This window comes from Vibrio sp. PBL-C16 (assembly GCF_034321865.1).
In the GTDB taxonomy this organism is placed as follows: domain Bacteria; phylum Pseudomonadota; class Gammaproteobacteria; order Enterobacterales; family Vibrionaceae; genus Vibrio; species Vibrio alginolyticus.
Genome location: NZ_JAXLNY010000002.1, coordinates 649,237 through 669,577, shown reverse-complemented (window position 1 = coordinate 669,577; position 20,341 = coordinate 649,237). Strand labels below are relative to the sequence as shown.

Annotated in this window: 21 protein-coding genes; 6 read left to right on the top strand and 15 right to left on the bottom strand. The window is 44.5% G+C overall.

Annotated elements, in window-relative coordinates; translation table 11 throughout:
- The first annotated feature begins 23 nt into the window (after nucleotides 1-23).
- Entirely contained in the window at nucleotides 24-1,949 is a 1,926-nt protein-coding gene (locus UQW94_RS11345; protein WP_258474750.1) for a RecQ family ATP-dependent DNA helicase, read from the top strand.
- Here the strand turns inward: UQW94_RS11345 and dinB are convergent.
- Both dinB and UQW94_RS11335 read right to left on the bottom strand, forming a co-directional pair.
- Nucleotides 1,946-3,010, bottom strand: a complete 1,065-nt coding sequence (gene dinB, locus UQW94_RS11340; protein WP_025768236.1) for a DNA polymerase IV — start codon at nucleotides 3,008-3,010, stop codon at nucleotides 1,946-1,948. The two genes, UQW94_RS11345 and dinB, sit on opposite strands and share 4 nt — an antisense overlap.
- 76 nt (nucleotides 3,011-3,086) lie before the next feature.
- On the bottom strand, nucleotides 3,087-3,320 hold the full coding sequence (locus UQW94_RS11335; protein ID WP_005380277.1) for a DUF2789 domain-containing protein: 234 nt from the start codon (nucleotides 3,318-3,320) through the stop codon (nucleotides 3,087-3,089).
- Between the two features lie 187 nt (nucleotides 3,321-3,507).
- On the opposite strand from UQW94_RS11335, the gene UQW94_RS11330 reads away from it, so the two are divergent.
- Nucleotides 3,508-4,725 (top strand): response regulator, encoded by a 1,218-nt coding sequence (locus UQW94_RS11330; RefSeq protein WP_005380276.1) that lies wholly within the window; start codon nucleotides 3,508-3,510, stop codon nucleotides 4,723-4,725.
- Nucleotides 4,726-4,883: 158 nt separating this feature from the next.
- Here UQW94_RS11330 and nqrM read toward each other — a convergent pair whose 3' ends face one another.
- From nqrM to bolA, 9 genes are all read right to left on the bottom strand, one after another.
- The gene (gene nqrM, locus UQW94_RS11325) at nucleotides 4,884-5,117 is read right to left on the bottom strand and encodes a (Na+)-NQR maturation NqrM (RefSeq protein ID WP_005380273.1); all 234 of its coding nucleotides are present in this window, start codon (nucleotides 5,115-5,117) and stop codon (nucleotides 4,884-4,886) included.
- 22 nt (nucleotides 5,118-5,139) lie between these two features.
- Nucleotides 5,140-6,144, bottom strand: coding sequence for an FAD:protein FMN transferase (locus UQW94_RS11320; protein WP_322142240.1), 1,005 nt, complete (start codon nucleotides 6,142-6,144; stop codon nucleotides 5,140-5,142).
- 157 nt (nucleotides 6,145-6,301) lie between these two features.
- Nucleotides 6,302-7,525, bottom strand: a complete 1,224-nt coding sequence (gene nqrF / locus UQW94_RS11315) for an NADH:ubiquinone reductase (Na(+)-transporting) subunit F (protein WP_005380271.1) — start codon at nucleotides 7,523-7,525, stop codon at nucleotides 6,302-6,304.
- A 33-nt stretch (nucleotides 7,526-7,558) separates the two neighbouring features.
- Nucleotides 7,559-8,155: an NADH:ubiquinone reductase (Na(+)-transporting) subunit E gene (gene nqrE, locus UQW94_RS11310; protein WP_005380270.1), complete on the bottom strand. Its 597-nt coding sequence runs from the start codon at nucleotides 8,153-8,155 to the stop codon at nucleotides 7,559-7,561.
- A 7-nt stretch (nucleotides 8,156-8,162) separates the two neighbouring features.
- Entirely contained in the window at nucleotides 8,163-8,795 is a 633-nt protein-coding gene (locus tag UQW94_RS11305) for an NADH:ubiquinone reductase (Na(+)-transporting) subunit D (protein ID WP_005380269.1), read from the bottom strand.
- The gene (locus tag UQW94_RS11300) at nucleotides 8,795-9,565 is read right to left on the bottom strand and encodes a Na(+)-translocating NADH-quinone reductase subunit C (RefSeq protein ID WP_005380267.1); all 771 of its coding nucleotides are present in this window, start codon (nucleotides 9,563-9,565) and stop codon (nucleotides 8,795-8,797) included. Before UQW94_RS11300 ends, UQW94_RS11305 begins: the two co-directional genes overlap by 1 nt.
- Nucleotides 9,555-10,799, bottom strand: coding sequence for an NADH:ubiquinone reductase (Na(+)-transporting) subunit B (locus UQW94_RS11295; RefSeq protein WP_005380265.1), 1,245 nt, complete (start codon nucleotides 10,797-10,799; stop codon nucleotides 9,555-9,557). Before UQW94_RS11295 ends, UQW94_RS11300 begins: the two co-directional genes overlap by 11 nt.
- A gap of 5 nt (nucleotides 10,800-10,804) precedes the next feature.
- Entirely contained in the window at nucleotides 10,805-12,145 is a 1,341-nt protein-coding gene (locus UQW94_RS11290) for a Na(+)-translocating NADH-quinone reductase subunit A (RefSeq protein ID WP_042521444.1), read from the bottom strand.
- Nucleotides 12,146-12,618: 473 nt separating this feature from the next.
- Complete coding sequence (gene bolA, locus UQW94_RS11285; RefSeq protein ID WP_005380262.1) at nucleotides 12,619-12,927, bottom strand: transcriptional regulator BolA; 309 nt, start codon at nucleotides 12,925-12,927, stop codon at nucleotides 12,619-12,621.
- A gap of 243 nt (nucleotides 12,928-13,170) precedes the next feature.
- On the opposite strand from bolA, the gene UQW94_RS11280 reads away from it, so the two are divergent.
- The 4 genes from UQW94_RS11280 to UQW94_RS11265 all read left to right on the top strand — a co-directional run bounded on the left by UQW94_RS11280 (nucleotide 13,171) and on the right by UQW94_RS11265 (nucleotide 16,896).
- Nucleotides 13,171-14,325: a methyltransferase gene (locus tag UQW94_RS11280; RefSeq protein ID WP_054865671.1), complete on the top strand. Its 1,155-nt coding sequence runs from the start codon at nucleotides 13,171-13,173 to the stop codon at nucleotides 14,323-14,325.
- Between the two features lie 32 nt (nucleotides 14,326-14,357).
- Entirely contained in the window at nucleotides 14,358-14,927 is a 570-nt protein-coding gene (locus tag UQW94_RS11275) for a YajG family lipoprotein (protein WP_005380259.1), read from the top strand.
- Nucleotides 14,927-15,472: a peptidylprolyl isomerase gene (locus UQW94_RS11270; protein ID WP_318133366.1), complete on the top strand. Its 546-nt coding sequence runs from the start codon at nucleotides 14,927-14,929 to the stop codon at nucleotides 15,470-15,472. Before UQW94_RS11275 ends, UQW94_RS11270 begins: the two co-directional genes overlap by 1 nt.
- 71 nt (nucleotides 15,473-15,543) lie before the next feature.
- Nucleotides 15,544-16,896, top strand: coding sequence for an AmpG family muropeptide MFS transporter (locus UQW94_RS11265; protein WP_005380257.1), 1,353 nt, complete (start codon nucleotides 15,544-15,546; stop codon nucleotides 16,894-16,896).
- 62 nt (nucleotides 16,897-16,958) lie between these two features.
- On the opposite strand, the gene UQW94_RS11260 is transcribed toward UQW94_RS11265, so the two are convergent.
- The 4 genes from UQW94_RS11260 to UQW94_RS11245 are packed head-to-tail and all read right to left on the bottom strand — an operon-like array spanning nucleotide 16,959 to nucleotide 20,195.
- Complete coding sequence (locus tag UQW94_RS11260; RefSeq protein ID WP_318133368.1) at nucleotides 16,959-17,618, bottom strand: ChrR family anti-sigma-E factor; 660 nt, start codon at nucleotides 17,616-17,618, stop codon at nucleotides 16,959-16,961.
- Complete coding sequence (locus UQW94_RS11255) at nucleotides 17,615-18,199, bottom strand: RNA polymerase sigma factor (protein WP_005380255.1); 585 nt, start codon at nucleotides 18,197-18,199, stop codon at nucleotides 17,615-17,617. The genes UQW94_RS11260 and UQW94_RS11255 overlap by 4 nt, the downstream gene beginning before the upstream one ends.
- Before the next feature lie 44 nt (nucleotides 18,200-18,243).
- A complete protein-coding gene (locus UQW94_RS11250) occupies nucleotides 18,244-19,602 on the bottom strand; it encodes a DUF4397 domain-containing protein (protein WP_322142239.1) in 1,359 nt (452 codons plus the stop codon).
- Nucleotides 19,599-20,195: an LON peptidase substrate-binding domain-containing protein gene (locus tag UQW94_RS11245; RefSeq protein ID WP_005380253.1), complete on the bottom strand. Its 597-nt coding sequence runs from the start codon at nucleotides 20,193-20,195 to the stop codon at nucleotides 19,599-19,601. The genes UQW94_RS11250 and UQW94_RS11245 overlap by 4 nt, the downstream gene beginning before the upstream one ends.
- Between the last annotated feature and the right edge of the window lie 146 nt (nucleotides 20,196-20,341).

Genomic DNA, 20,341 nt, shown 5'->3' with positions numbered 1-20,341 from the left:
CATCAAAGAAAGGTTTCCCTATTATGCAAAGTGACTCGCTGCATCAAACACTTCAATCTGTATTTGGTTTTGACTCATTACGCCAAGGTCAGCAACCCGTTATTGAAGCCGTTATGAATGGTTACTCTGCTGCGGCAATCTTTCCTACAGGCTCGGGGAAGTCACTCTGTTATCAACTACCTGCAACCATATTACCCAACCTTACGTTGGTGATCTCTCCGTTGTTGGCGTTAATGAAGGATCAACTGAGCTTTTTACAAAGTAAAGGAATCGCTGCCGCTTCTATCGATAGCAGTCAAAGTAGAGAAGAAGCACAAAAGGTCATGGCTGGCGTGAAGAATGGACAAATCAAAATCTTGATGATTTCTGTTGAGCGGCTAAAAAACGAGCGTTTTCGTGAATTCATTCGCCAAGTACCGATTTCTTTGATGGTCATTGATGAAGCGCACTGTATTTCCGAATGGGGGCATAACTTTCGTCCAGATTATCTCAAACTACCGCAATATCAACGTGAACTGAACATCCCACAGTCTTTACTTCTCACCGCAACGGCAACGCCTGCAGTTATTGAAGACATGCAAAAAAAGTTCGATATTTCCAGTGAACATATTACCGTTACAGGCTTCTACCGCTCTAATCTGGATATCTCGGTGATCCCGTGTGAGGAAACAAAGAAACAAGAACAGCTCAGTGAGATCATCGCCTCTTCACCTAAGCTTCCGACCATCGTATACGTGACGCAGCAGCAAACAGCAGAACGAGTAGCAAAGTCATTAATCCATATTGGCATTAACGCTCACGCATACCACGCTGGCATGAAAAGCGACGTTCGTGAACAAATCCAACAGCAGTTCATGGATGGCCAAATTGACTGTATTGTTGCAACGATTGCATTTGGTATGGGGGTCGATAAATCTGATATTCGACGCGTCATTCACTTCGACTTACCCAAATCAATCGAGAACTACGCACAAGAGATTGGACGTGCAGGCAGGGACGGGCAACGCTCGGAGTGCATTCTGCTAGGCAATACGTCCGGCCTAACGGTGTTGGAGAATTTTGTCTATGGTGACACACCAGAATTTACGTCAATTAACTATGTAGTCGAGCAAGCGAAAGAACATGCTCCACAATGGGAGGTAGTGCCACTGCGTTTGTCGCGTGAAAGTAATATCCGCCAATTGCCACTCAAAACCTTGTTGGTTTATTTGGAGCTACATAACGTCATTGAAGCAAAGTACAGTTACTTTGCGGAATATCGGTTTAAGTTTTTGCACGATCAGCAATTTATTGTGAATCAATTTCAAGGCGAGCGACGTCAATTTGTGGAGGCTATTTTTTCCTGCTCACAAAAAGCCAAAGTGTGGTGCCAAGTTGATCTAGAAGCGCTATGGATGAACTATCAATCGGAACGCAGCCGAGTTGTCGCAGCGCTCGACTATTTTCACCAGAACGGCTGGATAGAACTAGAGAGCAAACAACTGACGGACGTGTACTCAGTTATGCCAACCAAACAGAGCTCGGATGTTTTAATCCAACAACTGTATGAACTGTTCCAATCCAAAGAAAGCAAAGATATCGAAAGAATCCACACCATGCTGCACTTGTTCCAGTCCGAGCACTGTTTGAGCTCACAATTGGCGAACTACTTTGCGGATCACGATGCACCAAAGCAATGTGGTCACTGCTCCGTGTGTCGTGGTCACGTCGCCACATTCACAGCACCAGAACCTGAAGATATTGAACAATCTCAAGTATCGATATGGGCGCGGGAGTTTATTCAGCTTTCCCCATCGGCCATCAGTAATGATGCCGTTGCTCGCTTCTTGTGCGGAATCAGCACTCCTTTGATTAGCCAGCTAAAAGCCTCAAAGCTAGCAGGTTATGGTGCAATGGCAAATGTAAGTTTTGAGCAGGTATTAACGCAGGTAGAAACGGTAAGGGCCTAAAAAAAGCTCAATTGACGCGCTTGGTCTTCGGGCTTGAGCATCACGTTCAAGCCTAAAAGGCGAATTTCCCGTCCATTTTGGCGTTTAAGAATATCTCTTAGCAAGATCTTGAAGTCCTCAAGCTCTAATTGCGGATGGATGTGCTCAATTGTTGTCAGTTGAAAGTCGGCAAATTTGACTTTAATACCTTGTTTAATAATCGACTTATCTGGGCTTGCACGCTCTAAACGTTTCTCGAGTTCAGGATAAAGTTTCTCCTCAATCACTTGCCAACATTCATCATAGGTTGCGATGTTCTGGCTGAATGTCCTTTCCACACCGACGGACTTTCTCTCGCGCTCAACAACGACTTCTCGATTATCAATTCCATGGCTTCGCTGCCATAAGGAGGCACCCTGACGACCAAACTGCCTCAACAACTCTCGATAGTCACTGTTTTTAATGTCCTCACATCGATAAAAACCGGCTTGGTGGAGCTTCTCAAGACTCACCTTCCCCACACCAGGAATGTTCTCTAGCGGAAGACTATCGATAACCTCTTGGACTTTCTCTGGCGGAATCACAAACTGACCGTTGGGCTTGTTCATGTCTGACGCGACCTTGGCAAGAAACTTTATCGGAGCAATGCCCGCCGATGCCGTCAACCCAAGTTCACTCCAGATATCGCGGCGAATTGACTCTGCGATCAACGTAGCGGAGCCACGGCAAGCTGTCGAGTCCGTGACATCGAGGTATGCTTCATCCAATGAGAGAGGTTCAATGATAGGCGTATAACGCTCAAAAATAGCACGAATCTGCTGAGAGACTTGCTTATATACATGCATTCTACCGGGCACAACCAACAAATGAGGACAGAGTTGCAGCGCGCGCGCCGTTGACATTGCACTGCGAACACCATATTTACGCGCATCATAATTACAGGTGCTAATCACTCCACGCTGCTTTTCATGTCCGCCAACAGCGAGTGCAATGCCACGGTAACTGGGGTTATCTCTCATCTCTACGGCAGCATAAAAACAATCCATATCGACATGAATAATTTTTCTAATTCGATCTGACATAGCCATCAAAGCACTGTTCAAAAAAACAGTATAAATCAAATCTACCTGAAGAGAAATGGGCGTGTTTAAGCGAACGTCAATCTCGAAGCATTACGTCCAATTGATCGACTAATTCGGCCCAATCTGCATCTTCTTCGATGGCTTGTTTTAGAAAGTTCGCCTGTGACATCGTCCAAAAGCTAGCTTCATGTAAAGGCGCAGAATCTCTTTTGTGTCGATGTTGATTAATAAAATCTTTCATTTCTTGAGGAGAGCTACCGAGGCCCAGTTGTTGAAATAGCTCAGCCATACCATGTTGATGCATTTCCATACTACTTTCTCCCTACGTTAGCTAAACATAATTATATAACTAAGACAGGAATAATGATGTGATGTTAACGGATGCGTGTCAAACATTTGAGTAGTTGTTCTACTTTTGGTTGACATGTGTTTTTTGATGGCGATAAGTTTAATTTTAGTTATCATTGATTTTAAACAATTAATTTTGGGGACTGCGCTTGAGTAATAAGATTCTGGTTGTTGAAGATAGTCGTGCATTTAAAAACTTTCTTTGCCAAACAATAAGCCAAGCTGGTTATGAGGTCATCGCAGCGGAAAGCTACGCGGAGGCAAAGAACTTGTTATCTTCAGCACAGGACCTCTTCTGTGCGGTTTTAGACTATTGTTTACCGGATGCTCAAGATGGCGAGATTATTGACCTCGTTTTGGAACATGGTCATCGTGTCATTGTTTTAACGGCTCGATTTCAAGAAGACACTCGCGAAAAGATGCTTGCAAAAGGTGTCCTCGACTATATTTTGAAAGACAGCATGGCGTCCGTTTCCTATCTATTACCACTCCTCAAGCGACTAACCAACAATCAACAACACAAATGTTTAGTCGTTGATGATTCACACACCGTAAGAAGACACATTGCCCAACTTTTGGAGCATCAATACATTCAAACGTTGGAAGCTGACAATGGGCAAAAAGCCCTAGAGCTTGTCGAGCAAAATCCAGATATCACTCTCGTTTTAACCGACCATGACATGCCCGTTAAAGATGGCATTACGATGGTGCGAGAATTACGTCGGAAGTGGGATAAAAATCAATTAGCCATTCTCGGCTTGTCGGGTAGTAACTCTAAGACAATGACGGCTAGGTTTCTAAAAGCAGGGGCCAATGACTTTTTATACAAGCCATTTAATCAAGAAGAATTTTTTTGCCGTATTCACCAACTGTTAGATATCAAAGACGCAACATCTGAACTGTTTAAAATGGCAAATCAAGATGCGCTAACGGGCTTATGGAACCGCCGCTTTCTGTTTGAGCAACCCCATGTAGAAAACGCTCAAAGAAACATCGCGATGCTTGATATCGATTTCTTTAAGCAAGTAAATGATACACACGGACATGAGGGCGGCGATGCAGTGTTAGTCATGATAGCGAATATTCTAAAAATCTATTTTCCAAATGATATTGTCGCTAGGCTTGGTGGCGAGGAGTTTTGTATTCAAGCCAGTGGCGACTATGACGGCTTTCTAACACGCTTAGAACAAATGAGACAGCGCATAGAAAAAACGCCAATAACTTATTTGGACAAAAACATTCTTGTGACCGCGAGTATTGGTGTAAGCAACATCGAGGGGGAGCTGGAACAACAAATAAAAGTGGCGGATGAGCGACTTTACATGGCCAAAGAGAACGGACGTAACCAAATCATTTCTTCGTCCTAATGACTATCAGTGTGGTCTTGCTCTGTAACATGAGAGAAAGAAACAACAAAACACGGTATTGGGCTCTTTCTCGGACATCTGAGCTTTGGTTAGCTGCCTAAAAATAAAGCTCAGCAGAACGCTGAGCTTTATCACTTTCTTAGTACGATTAACCAATACTAAGCAATTCTATCTTTTTCCCACGCCGCCAATTTCTCAGCACGCGCAGCCTCGCGCGCTTCACGTTTTTTACGCGCATCGCAGGGTTCTGGACAATTACACACTTTTTCGATGCCAACTGCCCCTAAGCCACCACAGCTACCTTTCACGACTTTCTTTTGGAAAATGTATCCGACAGCCATTGCAGTGATTACCGCGACAAACACAGCAAAGGTAATTAGAAATGTATTCATAAAAACATGCTCACTTCTGTTGTTATTTCTTCATGAATGGCTTGTATGCTTCCGAAGCCAACTCTTTAAAACCATCTTCCGTTTTCACAATCATGAAAACAGGAATATTATTTTCGTTCGCAATTGCCATGCCTTTGTCTTCACCTAGCACCATAAGACCAGTTGCAAGACCATCAGCAGTCATCGACGATCTATCTAATACCGTTACAGACACCACTTTATGATGAATTGGTTTGCCTGTTCGTGGATTAATAATATGAGAGTATCTCACACCATTACTCTCAAAGTAATTACGATAGTCACCACTTGTTGCAATTGCCATGTCGCCTGGTTCAATAATTTCTTGAATTGAACGTTCATCAACGGTCGGTTTTTCAATTGCGATACGCCAAGGCACACCTTCACGATTGACACCTTTGAGACGCATTTCACCGCCAACTTCGACCATAAAGTTCTGTACCCCTTCAGATTGAAGGTAGTCAGCAACCACGTCAACCCCCCAACCTTTCGCAATCGTCGATAGGTCGACGTACAAGTTAGGAAGGTCTTTGGACAGTGTATTACCACCAACAGATAGGTGGTGAATACCGGTATTTGCTTTGCGAGCAGCGAGTTCTTCATCGGTTGGAACTACATCTGGACGAGCTTCTGGACCAAACCCCCACAGGTTAACTAGAGGGCCGACCGTCACATCCAATGCACCTAAAGTAAGACCGTTAAGGCGAATTGCTTCTTTCACTACCGTTGCAGTTTGTGTCGAAACTGTAAATGGCTCGCTCGTTTGATGCTGATTAAAACGACTTAACTCTGAGTCGTCACGATAGGTCGACATTTGGTCATTAACCTCTTCCAATAAGCGATCAATTTCTGTCTGCATCGCTTTTGGCGTTGGAATACCATCTTGCTCGATATACTTGATGTTGTAAGAAGTCCCCATGGTAGGGCCACTTAAATGAATTTGATCGGCAGGCTGCTCACAGCCAGCCAAAATCAATAGAGAAGCAAATGCAACAAGCCACTTTTTCACTTGTTAACTCCCAATGTTGTTGAATTGATATGGGAAATAGGATCAATCCTTTCAATCCGATTACCTATATCAACTGTTGAGTATCAGTTTTATGTCTATAAAAAATAATGGCTAGCTCTCTTGGAGAGCTAGCCATAGATTCAATCACTTGGAGGAATTAACCACCGAAGTCATCTAGTAGGATGTTTTCATCCTCTACACCTAGATCTTTTAGCATGCCGATTACAGCAGCGTTCATCATAGGTGGACCACACATGTAGTATTCACAGTCTTCTGGCGCTTCGTGATCACGTAGGTAGTTCTCGTAAAGAACGTTGTGAATAAAGCCAGTGTAACCATCCCAGTTATCTTCTGGAAGTGGATCAGACAGTGCACAGTGCCATACGAAGTTGTCATTCTCAGCTTGTAGCATATCGAAGTCTTCTACGTAGAACATTTCACGCTTAGAACGTGCGCCGTACCAGAAAGACATCTTACGCTTAGAGTGCAGACGCTTAAGTTGGTCGAAGATGTGTGAGCGCATTGGAGCCATACCAGCACCACCACCAACGAATACCATTTCTGCATCTGTATCTTTCGCAAAGAACTCACCAAATGGACCAGAAATAGTACACTTGTCGCCTTCTTTTAGAGACCAGATGTACGAAGACATGATGCCTGGTGGTACGTCTGGGTTGTTCGGCGGCGGAGTTGCGATACGAACGTTAAGCATGATGATACCGTGCTCTTCTGGGTAGTTAGCCATAGAGTATGCACGAATGGTCTCTTCATTAACTTTAGACTCGTAACGGAAAAGGTTGAACTTCTCCCAGTCTTCACGGTATTCCTCAGGAATATCGTAGTCTGCGTATTTCACGTGGTGAGCAGGAGCTTCAATCTGGATGTAACCACCAGCACGGAAAGGTACTGATTCGCCATCTGGAATTTGCAGCTTAAGCTCTTTGATGAATGTCGCTTTGTTATCGTTAGAGATAACAGTACATTCCCACTTCTTAACGCCGAAGATTTCTTCAGGAAGCTCGATATCCATGTCAGTTTTCATTGCTACCTGACACGCTAGACGCTCACCTTCACGCGCTTCACCTTTAGTAATATGGTCAAGCTCGGTTGGTAGGATGTCGCCACCACCTGATTTAACTTTTACGCGACACTGACCACATGAGCCACCGCCACCACAAGCAGAAGATACGAATACGCCAGCACCTGCTAGAGCACTCAGTAGCTTACCACCTGGTTGTGTAACGATCGCCAGAGAAGGGTCATCGTTCACAGAAATTGTAATGTCACCTGTTGGTACAAGCTTAGACTTAGCGAAAAGAATCACTAGTACTAGTGCTAGTACGATCAGAGTAAACATCACTACACCAAGAATAATGTCCATTGACTATTCCTTAATTGTTGCGGTTTACCCGACTTACAGTTGAACACCAGAGAAAGACATAAAGCCTAACGCCATAAGACCTACAGTGATAAATGTGATACCAAGACCACGTAGACCTGGAGGTACGTCAGAGTACTTCATCTTCTCACGGATACCTGCAAGAGCAACGATTGCTAGCATCCAGCCCACACCAGAGCCGAAACCGTAAACGATCGATTCAGCAAAGTTGTAGTCACGTTGTACCATGAAAGATACACCACCGAAGATTGCACAGTTTACTGTGATCAGCGGTAGGAAGATGCCTAGCGCGTTGTACAAAGGTGGGAAGAAACGGTCTAGGACCATCTCTAGAATCTGTACAAGTGCTGCAATTACACCGATAAAGGTGATGAAGTTTAGGAAGCTAAGGTCCACGCCCTCAACTAACGCGTTCTCTCTTAGAACTAGGTTGTATACCAGGTTGTTCACAGGAACAGCGATAGTCAGAACTACCACAACTGCAACACCTAGGCCGAAAGAGGTCTTAACCTTCTTAGATACGGCAAGGAAAGTACACATACCTAGGAAGAAAGACAGAGCCATGTTTTCGATGAAAATCGATTTAACTAACAGACTAATGTAATGTTCCATGACGTCCTTACTCCTTCGCTTCTACTTGTTCTGGTTTCAGAATACGGATTACCCAGATAAGGAAGCCGATTAGGAAGAATGCTGATGGTGCTAGTAGCATTAGGCCGTTAGGCTGGTACCAACCACCGTTGCTCACTAGAGGTAGAACTTCTAGACCAAATAGTTTGCCTGAGCCAAATAGCTCACGGAAGAAACCTACAGTGATAAGAACGAAGCCGTAACCTAGACCGTTACCAATACCGTCAATAAGAGATGGTACTGGCGCAGACTTCATTGCGAATGCTTCAGCACGACCCATTACGATACAGTTAGTGATAATCAGACCAACGAATACAGATAGCTGTTTAGAGATATCGTATAGGTAAGCTTTTAGCACTTGGTCTACCACGATTACTAACGATGCGATGATTGCCATCTGAACGATGATACGCACACTGTTAGGAATGTGGTTACGGATCAATGAAACAGAGAAGTTAGACAACGCAGTTACAAATGTTACCGCTAGTGTCATTACAAAAGCTGTTTCTAGTTTAGTTGTTACTGCAAGAGCAGAACATACACCAAGAACTTGTAGCGCGATTGGGTTGTTATCCAATACTGGCGCTAGAATGCTCTTTTTAACGTTTTGTGCACTAGACATTAGTTAAGTTCTCCGTCACGAACTTTTGCTAGGAAAGGACCAAAGCCCATATCACCTAACCAGAAGTCAAATGTGTGTTGAACACCATTACTAGTGAGCGTCGCTCCTGATAGGCCATCAACACCGTGCTCAGAACCTTGCGGTGCGCCGCCTTTCACGACCTTAATCGCTGGCTGGTGATCTTCATTGTACAATTTCTTGCCAATGAATTGATCGCGCCATGAAGGGTTCTCTACTTCACCACCAAGTCCAGGAGTTTCGCCTTGCTCGTAGTAAGTAATAGCAGACACAGTGTTACCATCAGTTTCAACGGCTACAAAGGCATACATCATCGACCATAGTCCTTTACCGTGCATAGGCAGGATAACTTTTTGGACTTCATCTTGATCTTTTACAAGGTACACCACTGCTGTATTCGCGCGACGACGGATATCAGCTACGTCTTCTTCTGGTGTCAATGCGATTGAACGTTCTGCATCTTTTGATGCTTCACGTTGATCGTACGTAGATGCATTACCCTCAGTAAAGTTACCTGTTTCAAGGTCTACTAGACGAGGTTCGATGTACTCAGCAAATAGCTCTGGTACTTTCTTACCGTTTGCGTCAATGCCTGCAACTTCAACGATCTTTGATTGCTTATCTAGGACAGCGTTAGCTTTTTGCTTATCACGCAGACCTACTGCTGCTGTTGATACGATGATTGAACAAACAAGGCTCAACCCGATAACAACACCCAGCGTCTTTTTAATGCTGTCGTTATTACTTGCCATAGCGTGCTAGTCTCCGCTTGATGTTCTTCTCAATCACTACATGGTCGAACAGAGGTGCGAATAGGTTCGCGAATAGAATCGCCAGCATCATACCTTCTGGGTACGCTGGGTTAACTACACGGATCATCACACACATTGCACCAATCAGGATGCCGTACCACCATTTACCTTTGCTAGTAAATGACGCTGATACTGGGTCCGTTGCCATGAAGAACATACCGAATGCAAAACCACCTAGAACTAGGTGCCAGTGCCATGGCATATTAAACATTGGATTAGTGTCAGAACCGATCACGTTAAACAGAGTCGATACTGCGATCATACCGATCATTACACCCGCAATGATGCGCCATGAAGCGATTCGCATGTAAACGATCATCGCTGCACCGATCATTAGAGCTAGAGTCGATACTTCACCAATTGAACCAGGGATGTTACCGATGAACGCGTCCATCCAAGTGATAGGAGCGCCAGTTACTGTGTTAACTAGAGCACCGTTACCACCTTGAGCCCATTGGCTAAGAGCAGTAGCACCAGAGAAGCCGTCAGCTGCAGTCCATACTACGTCACCCGAAATTTGCGCTGGGTAAGCGAAGAATAGAAATGCACGACCTGCAAGTGCAGGGTTAAGGAAGTTACGACCTGTACCACCGAAGATCTCTTTTGCTACAACAACACCAAATGTGATACCCAGCGCCGCTTGCCATAGAGGTAGCGTTGGTGGAACGATAAGTGCGAATAAGATAGAAGTTACAAAGAAACCTTCGTTAACTTCGTGCTTACGCACCATACAGAACAACACTTCCCAGAAACCACCAACAATAAATACTGTTGCGTAGATTGGCAGGAAGTAAGTCGCACCTAGTAGCATCTTACTGCCAACACCCGCTTCCGCACCGATAGTGCCGCCAAGCATTTCTGTTAGCCAGTAGTGCCAGTTACCTGCGATAACTGTCGCTAGTTGGTCACCAGCGTACATGTGGTTAAGTGCTGCAATAGCTTGGCCACCTGCGTTGTACATACCCCAGAACATTGCTGGGAATACCGCAAACCAAACCATGATCATGATACGTTTTAGGTCAACGCTATCACGAACGTGCGAGCTTTTATTTGTTACGATACCTGGCGTGTAAAAAACTGTTGCTACAGCTTCGTACAGGGCAAACCATTTTTCGTGTTTGCCACCAGGCTCAAAATGATGCTCGATGTCTTCAAGAAACTTTTTAAGAGCCATGAAAATTACCCTTCCTTCTCGATAGTATCTAGGCATTCACGAAGTAACGTACCGTACTCGTACTTACCTGGACATACAAAGGTACACAATGCTAGATCTTCTTCATCCAGTTCAAGCGCACCCAGTGCTTGAGCACTGTCTGTGTCGCCGGCACATAGATCACGAAGCAGCAAAGTAGGCTCCATATCTAGAGGCATTACGCGTTCGTAGTTGCCAATTGGAACCATTGAACGATCACTACCATTGGTCGTCGTTGTCATATTGAACAACTGACCTTTGAATACGTGACCAAGGAAAGAGCGAGTTACCGAGAACTTATTCTTACCAGGCATTGCCCAGCCAAATAGTTCTTTTTCACGGCCTTCACGTAATACAGAAACCTGTTGATGGTAACGGCCAAGGTATGCGTGTGGACCAGTTGCATGTGTACCTGTTAGTACTGAACCAGAGATCACACGAACTTCGCCAGGCATCAGCTCGTTATCTGTTAGGTCATCTAAGCTTGCACCCATTACGGTACGAACTAGACGAGGGTTATTCACAACTGGGCCAGCTAGAGACACAACACGATCTGTGCATAGCTCACCAGTTAGGAACAGCTTACCGAACGCGATAACGTCTTGGTAGTTGATGCTCCATGCCACATTCTCTGCATTTACTGGGTATAGGAAATGCATGTGGGTGCCAGCAAGACCTGCTGGGTGAGGGCCATCGAAGACGTGTTCTTCTACGTTAGACTGTGAAGAGCGTGGCAAGCTAGTGCCAGATTTACATACGTAAACCTTGTCTTCTGTCAGGGCTGAAAGAATGTCTAGACCAGCAATGAATGCTTCTTGTTGCTCATTAATGATCAACTCAGGCTTAGCTGCTAGTGGATTAGTATCCATTGCAGTTACGAAAATAGCCTTAGTAGAAGACTCGATTGCAGGAACCTTGCTAAACGGACGAGTACGTAAAGCGGTCCATAAGCCAGAGTCAACCAACTGAGTCTTGATCACTTCACGATCTAGACCTGAAAGTTGAGCGGCTTCGAACTTATCAAATGTCACCTGCTCTTCACCTGCCACTTCAATCACTACAGATTGAAGGACACGTTTAGCGCCACGGTTAACTTCGATCACTTTACCGGCTGCTGGTGCAGTAAATTTCACGCCTGGGTTCTTTTTATCTTCAAAAAGAACTTGCGCTTTTTTCACTTCATCACCAACGCGGACATGCATGGTAGGTCGCATGCCAACGTACTCTTCGCCAAGCAAGGCGACTTTTTTGATGGTCTTACCATCATTAATCACCTGGGATGGAGTTCCTGCGATAGGAAGATCCAAGCCCTTCTTTATTGTAATCATACGCACTTGCACTACTTTTATCGGGAAAAAGATTCTTTTGATTGCGTAACTTTTAGACACGACATCAGTGTCCGGTTTTGATGTTGTTTTAAACATCAAAATCGCAACATCCTATTAAAAATCTCGTCACAAGGAATACGCGAGATTTATCAGGTGCCGTAGTCTAGCATTTTTTAGGAACTTGATGCCATGATCAATCATTAGAATAGAGGGGTTATTTCGGTAGAATCAGGTCTAAAAGGTCAAAGAATAGTCATAACTTTGACCCATCGCACAAATGCCATATTCCATACATATCTTATGGAAAAGTGATATTCATCGCCTGAAATATTCTGCAATTTCCATTCATTTGTTGAAACACTGTTAACACATTTTTTAACCAGAATTTGTGCCACGTTAACGTCCCTAAAGAATGTAAAACGAAAAAAGATGGCCTTAAGCCACCTTTCTCTGCACCTTTATATCTTGCGTTTTTAGTGACCACCACCCATACACATCGGGCTATCAGGGGCGCCATCTTGTTCACGCTTCCACTCTTCATCAGTGTATGTATGAATAGCTAATGCATGAATGTGGTTATCCAGTTCATCTGCCAAAATTTGATGAACTTGACGATGGCGCCCAATCAAACGCTGTCCCGCGAACGAATCACTCACAACAATCACTTTGAAATGACTCTCTGAGCCTGGTGGCACATTATGCATGTAGCTCTCATTAATGACTTTGAGATAGCTGGGTTGCAGCTCACTGTGTAGTTTCTTCTCTATGATTTCTTGGATCATATTCGTTCCTCATTGATGCGAATTCCATAAGTATATACCTAAGTAAAGCAGACATGCATCACTCAAACATCACTCTCATTATTGACGCACTTTGTAGACATATTGTCTCAAGGCCCTCGACTCCATGAACATGCCTAGAGAGCGGCCATCACTGAACTCGTAAAATTTGACAGCTTTTTGTATCTCGACACGTCATCATTTGCGACAATAACACTTAATTTCTAAATCAACTTACATTTAGCTATGAAAACCGAACTGAACCTTCACGAGCGAAGCTTAACACTTCATCGTTTCCCAAAACGTAGTAACGAAACGCTACAAGCGTGGGATGCCGGTGATGAGTATCTTATTAATCATGTTGAAGAGCTTGCTTTGCCAGACAATCAAAACATCCTCGTGATTAATGACAGCTTTGGTGCCCTCTCCTGCTGGTTTTCGGAAAAGCACCATGTAACGCTAATGAGTGATTCATTCATCTCACATAAAGGTGCACAGCAAAATCTCGAGCAAAACCAGTGCAATAAAGTAGCGTTTGCCACCACGATGGACCTCGTTCCTGCCAATATTGATCTCGTCTTGCTGCAACTGCCCAAAAGTAACCGCCATCTAGTGTGGATACTAAGCCAATTAAGAAAGGCGCTACCGGCTTCCTGCCCCGTCTTTGCAGTCAATAAAGCGAAAGACATTCACACTTCGACGCTAAAACTGTTTGAAAAATACTTAGGCGAAACAAAAACATCTTTGGCCTGGAAAAAGCACAGATTGGTGTTTTCTCAAGCAACAGTTGAGCCTCCGATTGAAGTAATGCCTTTCACGACTTGGCGCGTTGATGGCGAAGATATCGAACTCAAGAACATGCCAAATGTCTATTCAGGAGAAAGTTTAGATTTAGGTGCACGCTTTATGCTGCAGCACCTGCCTCAAGACCCTTCGATAGACAATGTCATCGACCTCGGCTGCGGCAATGGTGTTCTGTCTGTTAAATTTGGTCAGTTGAATCCAAATGCTCGGCTAACATGTGTTGATGAAAGTTTTATGGCGCTTGAGTCGGCAAAACAGAACCTACGCGACAACCTTGGTGAAAATAGAGACATACAGTGCATAGCGAACAATTGCTTGGACGGTTTTAAACACAGCAGCAGCTCTATGGTTATGTGTAATCCACCGTTTCATCAACAACAGGCAATCACCGATCATATTGCTTGGCAAATGTTCTGCGATGCTAAACAAGTATTAAGTGAAAATGGCCGTTTACTGGTTATCGGAAATCGTCACCTCGGGTACGACGCAAAACTCAAACGTCTGTTTGGCGATAAAAATGTGAAACTTATCGCTTCCAACAATAAGTTTGTGATTTTACAGGCTACAAAAAATCCTGCTAAATTAAGCGCAAAATAAGCTTTAGCAAAATAGTTAAAAGGAATAATAAAATGAGAAAATTGGTACTTGCGGCTTCGGTTGCGTTGCTTGCTGCGTGTTCAGCCCCTCAACAACCTCAGCTGAACCTGATGCCAGAAAGCACATTGAGCACCAATCCAATTGTTCAAGGCAAGACTTACAGTTTGACCAGCAAAGATGTACGTGCAGCGCAGTACGTGGCGTTGGTGGATAACGGCCGTTCGAACATTCTTCCTCTTCATGCTAAACAGAATTTACGTATTGCGTTAGAAGAAGCATTAGAGAAGCAATTCTCATCTCAAGGTTTCCATGCGGATCTAAACAGCAACAACGCGATTGAATTGAGCGTTCAAGAAGCGTTGGTCAACGTGAAGCATTCGGTGATGGAAAATGAGATGGATGCTAAAGTTGTGCTGGAAATCACAGCAGAGACACCTGAGGGCAAGCTAGTCAAAACTTATACAGGTACAGCAAAGCGATCTGGCACATTGAGTGCTTCTGATGCCGATATTGAAGAGACATTGAATGATGTGGTGACATTGACGCTTAAAGAGATTGCCAATGACCCTGAGCTTCGTCAATACATGCAGGAGCGTTTCTAATGTTACGCAAAGCGATTCTGTCTTTAGCACTACTCAGCTGCAGCGTTTGGGCTGGACCAAAAATAGCGTTTGAAACGACACTTGGTTCATTTACGGTTGAGTTAAACGAAGAGAAAGCACCTATCACTGTCGCTAATTTTCTAAAATATGTAGAAGATGGGAGCTACGAGGGTACTATTTTTCATCGTATTATCCCAGGCTTCATGGCACAAGGTGGCGGCTTTAACCAAGATATGCAGATGGTGAAAACATACGCGCCAATCAAAAACGAAGGAAATAATGGTCTAAACAATGACCGTGCTACCATCGCCATGGCACGAACCAATGCACCAAACTCTGCAACTCGTCAGTTTTTCGTCAACTTAGTCGACAATGACTTTCTCAACTATGGCGCTCGACCACCAGGTTATGCTGTATTTGGTGAGGTTACTGAGGGGTTCGACGTTATCCAGAAAATGGCTCAGCAGCCGACCACGACGGTAGGCCGAATGCGTGATGTACCAGAGACGCAAATCGTCATCACCAAAGCTACACTACTTAAATAGCCAAAACGATAAGCCCTTTGAATAATCGAAGGGCTTTCTCTTTCAACGGCTTCATTTTATTGGATTGATTTATGTCTTCATTACCTTCCATCACTTGGTTGGAAACGGTAAAAAGTTACCTCGATAAACGACTCATGTGGGTTTTCATGCTGGGCTGCTCTAGCGGCTTTCCGTGGGTTCTTATCGGTTCAAACATGTCAGGTTGGCTAAAAGATGCCGGCTTGACCCTCTCCGCAATTGGCTATTTTGGTAGCGTTTTTGCGGTCTATGCGATCAACTTTCTGTGGGCACCTCTGGTTGACCGCGTGAAGCTGCCAGTCCTCTTTAGACTGCTGGGGCAAAGACGTAGCTGGATTTTCTTTTGTCAAAGTATCGTACTCGTCGCTACCCTATTTATTGCCGGTGTTAATCCAGCGGAAAACTTGGTGTTTGCGTCACTACTCGCCTTGTGTATTGCAACGGCTTCAGCGACACAAGACATCGCAATTGATGCTTTTCGTATTGATACTTTCCCAAAGTCAGAAGAGTCTAAACTACCTCAAGCTTCTGCAATGGCGGTCATTGGCTGGTGGACAGGTTATTCACTACCGGGTTATTTAGCGTTTGTTAATGCTGACAGTGTCGGTTGGAATGGTGTGTATTACGGGATGGCGGTGATAGTCGGCATTCTAATGGTCTTTACGATTTTAGTCGGTGAACCTAAGACTCAACGCGAACAACTTCAGTCTGCCGCTGAACAACGCCACAAAGAAGTGGTTGGTTCGAAAGTCGTAGCTTGGTTTACCGTGACTGTTGTGGAACCTTTCCTTGATTTCTTTAATCGCAATGGTGTCCGTGTCGCGATTACTCTGTTGCTGTTCGTTTTCCTATTTAAAATTGGCGAAGCGTTTTTGGGCAGGATGTCGATCGCGTTCTACAAAGATATTGGTTTTAGCAATGAACAAATTGGCTATTACTCCAAACTGATTGGTTGGGGAGCCACCATCTTCTTTACTTTTGTCGGAAGCATGTTCAACGTTAGGTTTGGTATTGTACGTGGATTAATGATCGGCGGTATTGCTATGTCTGCCAGCAACTTGATGTTTGCTTGGATTGCTTCGGTAGGCCCAAACGAGCACTTGTACTTAGCCACGATTATTGTCGATAACTTTACGACTGCTTTCTCAACTGTCGCTTTTGTTTCATTTTTGACGATTCTAACCGGACAAGCATTTTCGGCAACTCAGTATGCGTTGCTTGCCTCTCTAGGAAACTTCGGACGGACGACTCTTGCTTCTTTCAGTGGCGAGCTAGTGGATTATCTTAATGATTGGAGCACATTCTTCGTGCTTACCGCTGTCATGGTCGTGCCAAGCTTGATTATGTTGTACTCGCTACGACATTACTTTGATGCTCTATTGGAAAAAGCACGTCACAAGCATTAACGAAACATATAAAAACCACCGAATTCGGTGGTTTTTGTTTTGCGAGATATAAGATAAGAGGTCTATGGGTATAACCCTTTACCAAACATATTAAATATACGTGCCACGCCTTGAGTAAAGATCATCGGCTCAGTCAATACGGTTAAACACAAGCAGTCTTCTCCGGCCTTAGTGTAAGGGCTGTGCTTCACTGATGCGTCTCTAATCATCAAATCGCCCTCTTCATATTGGCCATCCTCGTCACTAAATCCACCATGTAGGATCAATGTAGCCTCCAGGCCTTTGTGCGTATGTTGAGGGATTTGCACATCTTCCCCGATGTACATTAAGCTGACACGAGCGTCTTCCCCTAGATCAATCTGAGCACTGAAAACCTTGCCTCCGTAACTTCTCCATGACCCTACGAGGTCAGAGAAACGCGCTAAGGTTTTAGGAAGAGCGAAGCTTTTTCCTGCCACATTAACAGCAGCAGAGTCGCGGATCACGATGTTATCAGTCGCTGGCTCCGCGTTGATGATGTCATTGAACATATCGTCAAATTCAGAAACATACTCAGAAGGTATGTCACTTACGATGTTCGCTTGACTTGCTTCGACTTGGTTCACATAAGCTCGGCACTTGGTGCATGTTTCTAAATGGGTTGCGACCACAAGACCAGAAACTGCATCAATGCTTCCCGAAGCGTATGCTTCTAACAAGCTGTTATCTGGGTGTTTGTTCATAGTTGCTCCGTATGCATTGAATGCCTTAGCTTTTCTACTGCAAGCCTCAGCCTGGATTTTACGGTACCGAGGGGTATATCAAATAATTCCGCGACCTGTTGATGAGGTAACTCTTCAAGATATACCGCTTGTAAAACATCTCTCTGGTTTTTCGGTAATATATCTAAAAACTTAACCACCTGTTCTTTCAACATATCTTGTTCTGGTGAATAGTGATCAACAAGATCAGGTGGATAATACTCTGACGGCCAAATGTCATCAGAATGAATGTGTAATTCCTTACCTTTCTGTTTTCTGAGCAGATCAAAACAAAGGTTTCGGATTATGGTATATATCCAAGTCGATAACGCGCTCTTTTCACCATCATAGAGGTGCGCTTTCTGCCAAACTGTCGCCATGGTCTCTTGCACCATCTCCATAGCAACTTGCTCATTACCAACATGTTTGTAAGCGAATTGCTTCAGCTTGGGTGCGTAAAAACGGAATACAAAAGCGAACGCGTCTTTGTCTCGAGCCTTCACTTTATCCATGTAATCGTTCCAATCACTGCGCCCCAGTTTTTTCGGGCTATCACTCATCATAATCGGCCTTAATTTGTGGGAGGAGTCTCCTCCTCCCATTCATCCTAATCGGTCACGTCATCGACCAACAAGTTGAAACCACCGTTGTTCCCATCATCAATGGCAACGACTTGGTACACAACACCGTTCATTACATTGACTGGTGCTGAGTCAACCGCAACAATACTTGGGTTACCAGCCACTGTTACCGTTACATAATATGTACCTTCAGCGACATATAATCCTTGTACACTATTTTTATACGCAAAATTAGCAATAGTTGGATCACTTCCATCTATTCCTGCACTCGTAGTGAGGTAAATATCCACCATTTCCGCTATAGGATTAGCCGCCGCGTGTGTCACATTCAATGTCGCGCTAGTCGCCACAGCGCGTCTCATATCTTCAACAACCAGAGCTTCGATATCAATCGCTGGGCTAACAACACCGACTGCATAAACACTGTAATCCATTCCACCTGCAACCATTAACCCGTCAACATCTATGATCGGATTGGTTGTTGTGCCATCCACGTAAACGTCAATATCGTAAGCGCCAGCAGCAAGATCCAAATAACCACGAATCTCTTTGAACGCTAAGTCGGCAAGAGGAGCGAAGGCCGCCCCGTTAACGTTAACATCGACGACTGGCGCTCCATCGACAAGGTGTCCGACTCTTACTTCAGCTTGGCTGCCCATATCTTCAATTATAGAAGAGCCCGAACCGTCCAACACCAAGAGTTTGACAGGTGACGTGCTATTCGAATCTCCTGTGCCGATAGCGGCAATCGTCAAGTTGGAATTAGCCGCAAGAGGTACTGTGCCGGAGTCAAAAGCAACGCTGTCTCCTACGGCAAATCGAACTTGATACTCACCAGCTGGGATGTTCAATACGTCGGTAGAAGCTTTGTAAGCAAGGTTAGTTATTGGAGTCGCGCTAGCAAGAGCAACACCTGGCTCAGTGACATAAAGATCAACAGCAGGAACGCCTGAAGCTGCATGAACAACTTGAACATCTAGACTATTGGCATCAGCCATTGAATCGGCGCTGCGAGTCACAACTAAAGGCTCAACTGGGTTTGGCGAACCATCGGCATCGCCAACAACGAAGACGTTATAATTGAGGTCGGAATCAAGATCTAGTTCTGTTTTAGGTATTACGGTCGCGGTTTCATTACCTGGGAGCTGAACATCGACCTGAATCGAATTCATCCCCTCTCGCAATTTAACGTAGCCAGATCCCACACCATAATCAACATTCGTTAATGATGGTTTATCGTTGATCCACACATTTGCAAGCGGCGCATCAGAAGACGCGTGCACTGCTTGTAAATTGGAATACTCAATAGTGTCACTGTCGGAGCCACACGCCGCCAGTCCTAATGCCGCCACCATAGTTAGCGCAGCTCTGCCAAATCCTTTCATATCCTTGCCTCTTTGTTAGTCGGGGCTTCTATGGCTTCTGTCAGAAATTGCAACGCAGGAATGCAGTTCTCTGCGCCAACGAGCTGTTCGAACAGATTGCAGTCTAAAGGAAGTAATTCAAGCCAGCGCTGGGTCACCCAAGCTGAGTCATCGTAAAAACGATGCTGGTAGAGGTTTCCAAGTTGAGGAAACTCTTCATAAACATGGGATAACTGCTGGCTTAAATAGAAGAAATCTGGTGAGTTGTCTGGATGTTGCCAATTGTCTAACCATTCGACCTCTGCATGGCGTAAGCCGTCCGCATCTGCACGAACTCGTTTGACAACAAAGCGTTTCTCACCAGCGACTGTAATACCAAGAAGACCATCACTGAGTGTTTCAAAATCAACGATCCTGACCAAAGTTCCGATAGATGAAACGTTACCCACGTCTTTAGGGTCACCTTCACTTCCTACTAGGCAAACTCCAAAACCCACATTTTGTAGGCTGCATTCCTTTACCATTCGCTTATATCGTGGCTCAAAAATGCGCAGATTCATTTTACCTTCAGGGAGTACAACTGAAGTGAGTGGGAATAACATGACTTCTTTCATTCAAACGTCCTCTTTGATTCACGGATACATACGAATCCCTTATCACTCCGATCACTAACGATTTATGTTGGTTAATCGACTGGCTTAAAAAGTCATAAAATCGCTCACGCAAACGATCCAAGTCACACATTTATTGCAATAAAATG

What these genes read in the sequence shown, in the direction of transcription:
- UQW94_RS11345 (WP_258474750.1), top strand. Translation starts at nt 24, where the DNA reads ATGCAAAGTGACTCGCTGCATCAAACACTTCAATCTGTATTTGGTTTT.
- dinB (WP_025768236.1), bottom strand. Translation starts at nt 3,010, where the DNA reads ATGTCAGATCGAATTAGAAAAATTATTCATGTCGATATGGATTGTTTT.
- UQW94_RS11335 (WP_005380277.1), bottom strand. Translation starts at nt 3,320, where the DNA reads ATGGAAATGCATCAACATGGTATGGCTGAGCTATTTCAACAACTGGGC.
- nqrM (WP_005380273.1), bottom strand. Translation starts at nt 5,117, where the DNA reads ATGAATACATTTCTAATTACCTTTGCTGTGTTTGTCGCGGTAATCACT.
- nqrF (WP_005380271.1), bottom strand. Translation starts at nt 7,525, where the DNA reads ATGGACATTATTCTTGGTGTAGTGATGTTTACTCTGATCGTACTAGCA.
- nqrE (WP_005380270.1), bottom strand. Translation starts at nt 8,155, where the DNA reads ATGGAACATTACATTAGTCTGTTAGTTAAATCGATTTTCATCGAAAAC.
- UQW94_RS11305 (WP_005380269.1), bottom strand. Translation starts at nt 8,795, where the DNA reads ATGTCTAGTGCACAAAACGTTAAAAAGAGCATTCTAGCGCCAGTATTG.
- UQW94_RS11300 (WP_005380267.1), bottom strand. Translation starts at nt 9,565, where the DNA reads ATGGCAAGTAATAACGACAGCATTAAAAAGACGCTGGGTGTTGTTATC.
- UQW94_RS11295 (WP_005380265.1), bottom strand. Translation starts at nt 10,799, where the DNA reads ATGGCTCTTAAAAAGTTTCTTGAAGACATCGAGCATCATTTTGAGCCT.
- UQW94_RS11290 (WP_042521444.1), bottom strand. Translation starts at nt 12,145, where the DNA reads ATGATTACAATAAAGAAGGGCTTGGATCTTCCTATCGCAGGAACTCCA.
- bolA (WP_005380262.1), bottom strand. Translation starts at nt 12,927, where the DNA reads ATGATCCAAGAAATCATAGAGAAGAAACTACACAGTGAGCTGCAACCC.
- UQW94_RS11280 (WP_054865671.1), top strand. Translation starts at nt 13,171, where the DNA reads ATGAAAACCGAACTGAACCTTCACGAGCGAAGCTTAACACTTCATCGT.
- UQW94_RS11275 (WP_005380259.1), top strand. Translation starts at nt 14,358, where the DNA reads ATGAGAAAATTGGTACTTGCGGCTTCGGTTGCGTTGCTTGCTGCGTGT.
- UQW94_RS11270 (WP_318133366.1), top strand. Translation starts at nt 14,927, where the DNA reads ATGTTACGCAAAGCGATTCTGTCTTTAGCACTACTCAGCTGCAGCGTT.
- UQW94_RS11265 (WP_005380257.1), top strand. Translation starts at nt 15,544, where the DNA reads ATGTCTTCATTACCTTCCATCACTTGGTTGGAAACGGTAAAAAGTTAC.
- UQW94_RS11260 (WP_318133368.1), bottom strand. Translation starts at nt 17,618, where the DNA reads ATGAACAAACACCCAGATAACAGCTTGTTAGAAGCATACGCTTCGGGA.
- UQW94_RS11255 (WP_005380255.1), bottom strand. Translation starts at nt 18,199, where the DNA reads ATGATGAGTGATAGCCCGAAAAAACTGGGGCGCAGTGATTGGAACGAT.
- UQW94_RS11250 (WP_322142239.1), bottom strand. Translation starts at nt 19,602, where the DNA reads ATGAAAGGATTTGGCAGAGCTGCGCTAACTATGGTGGCGGCATTAGGA.
- UQW94_RS11245 (WP_005380253.1), bottom strand. Translation starts at nt 20,195, where the DNA reads ATGAAAGAAGTCATGTTATTCCCACTCACTTCAGTTGTACTCCCTGAA.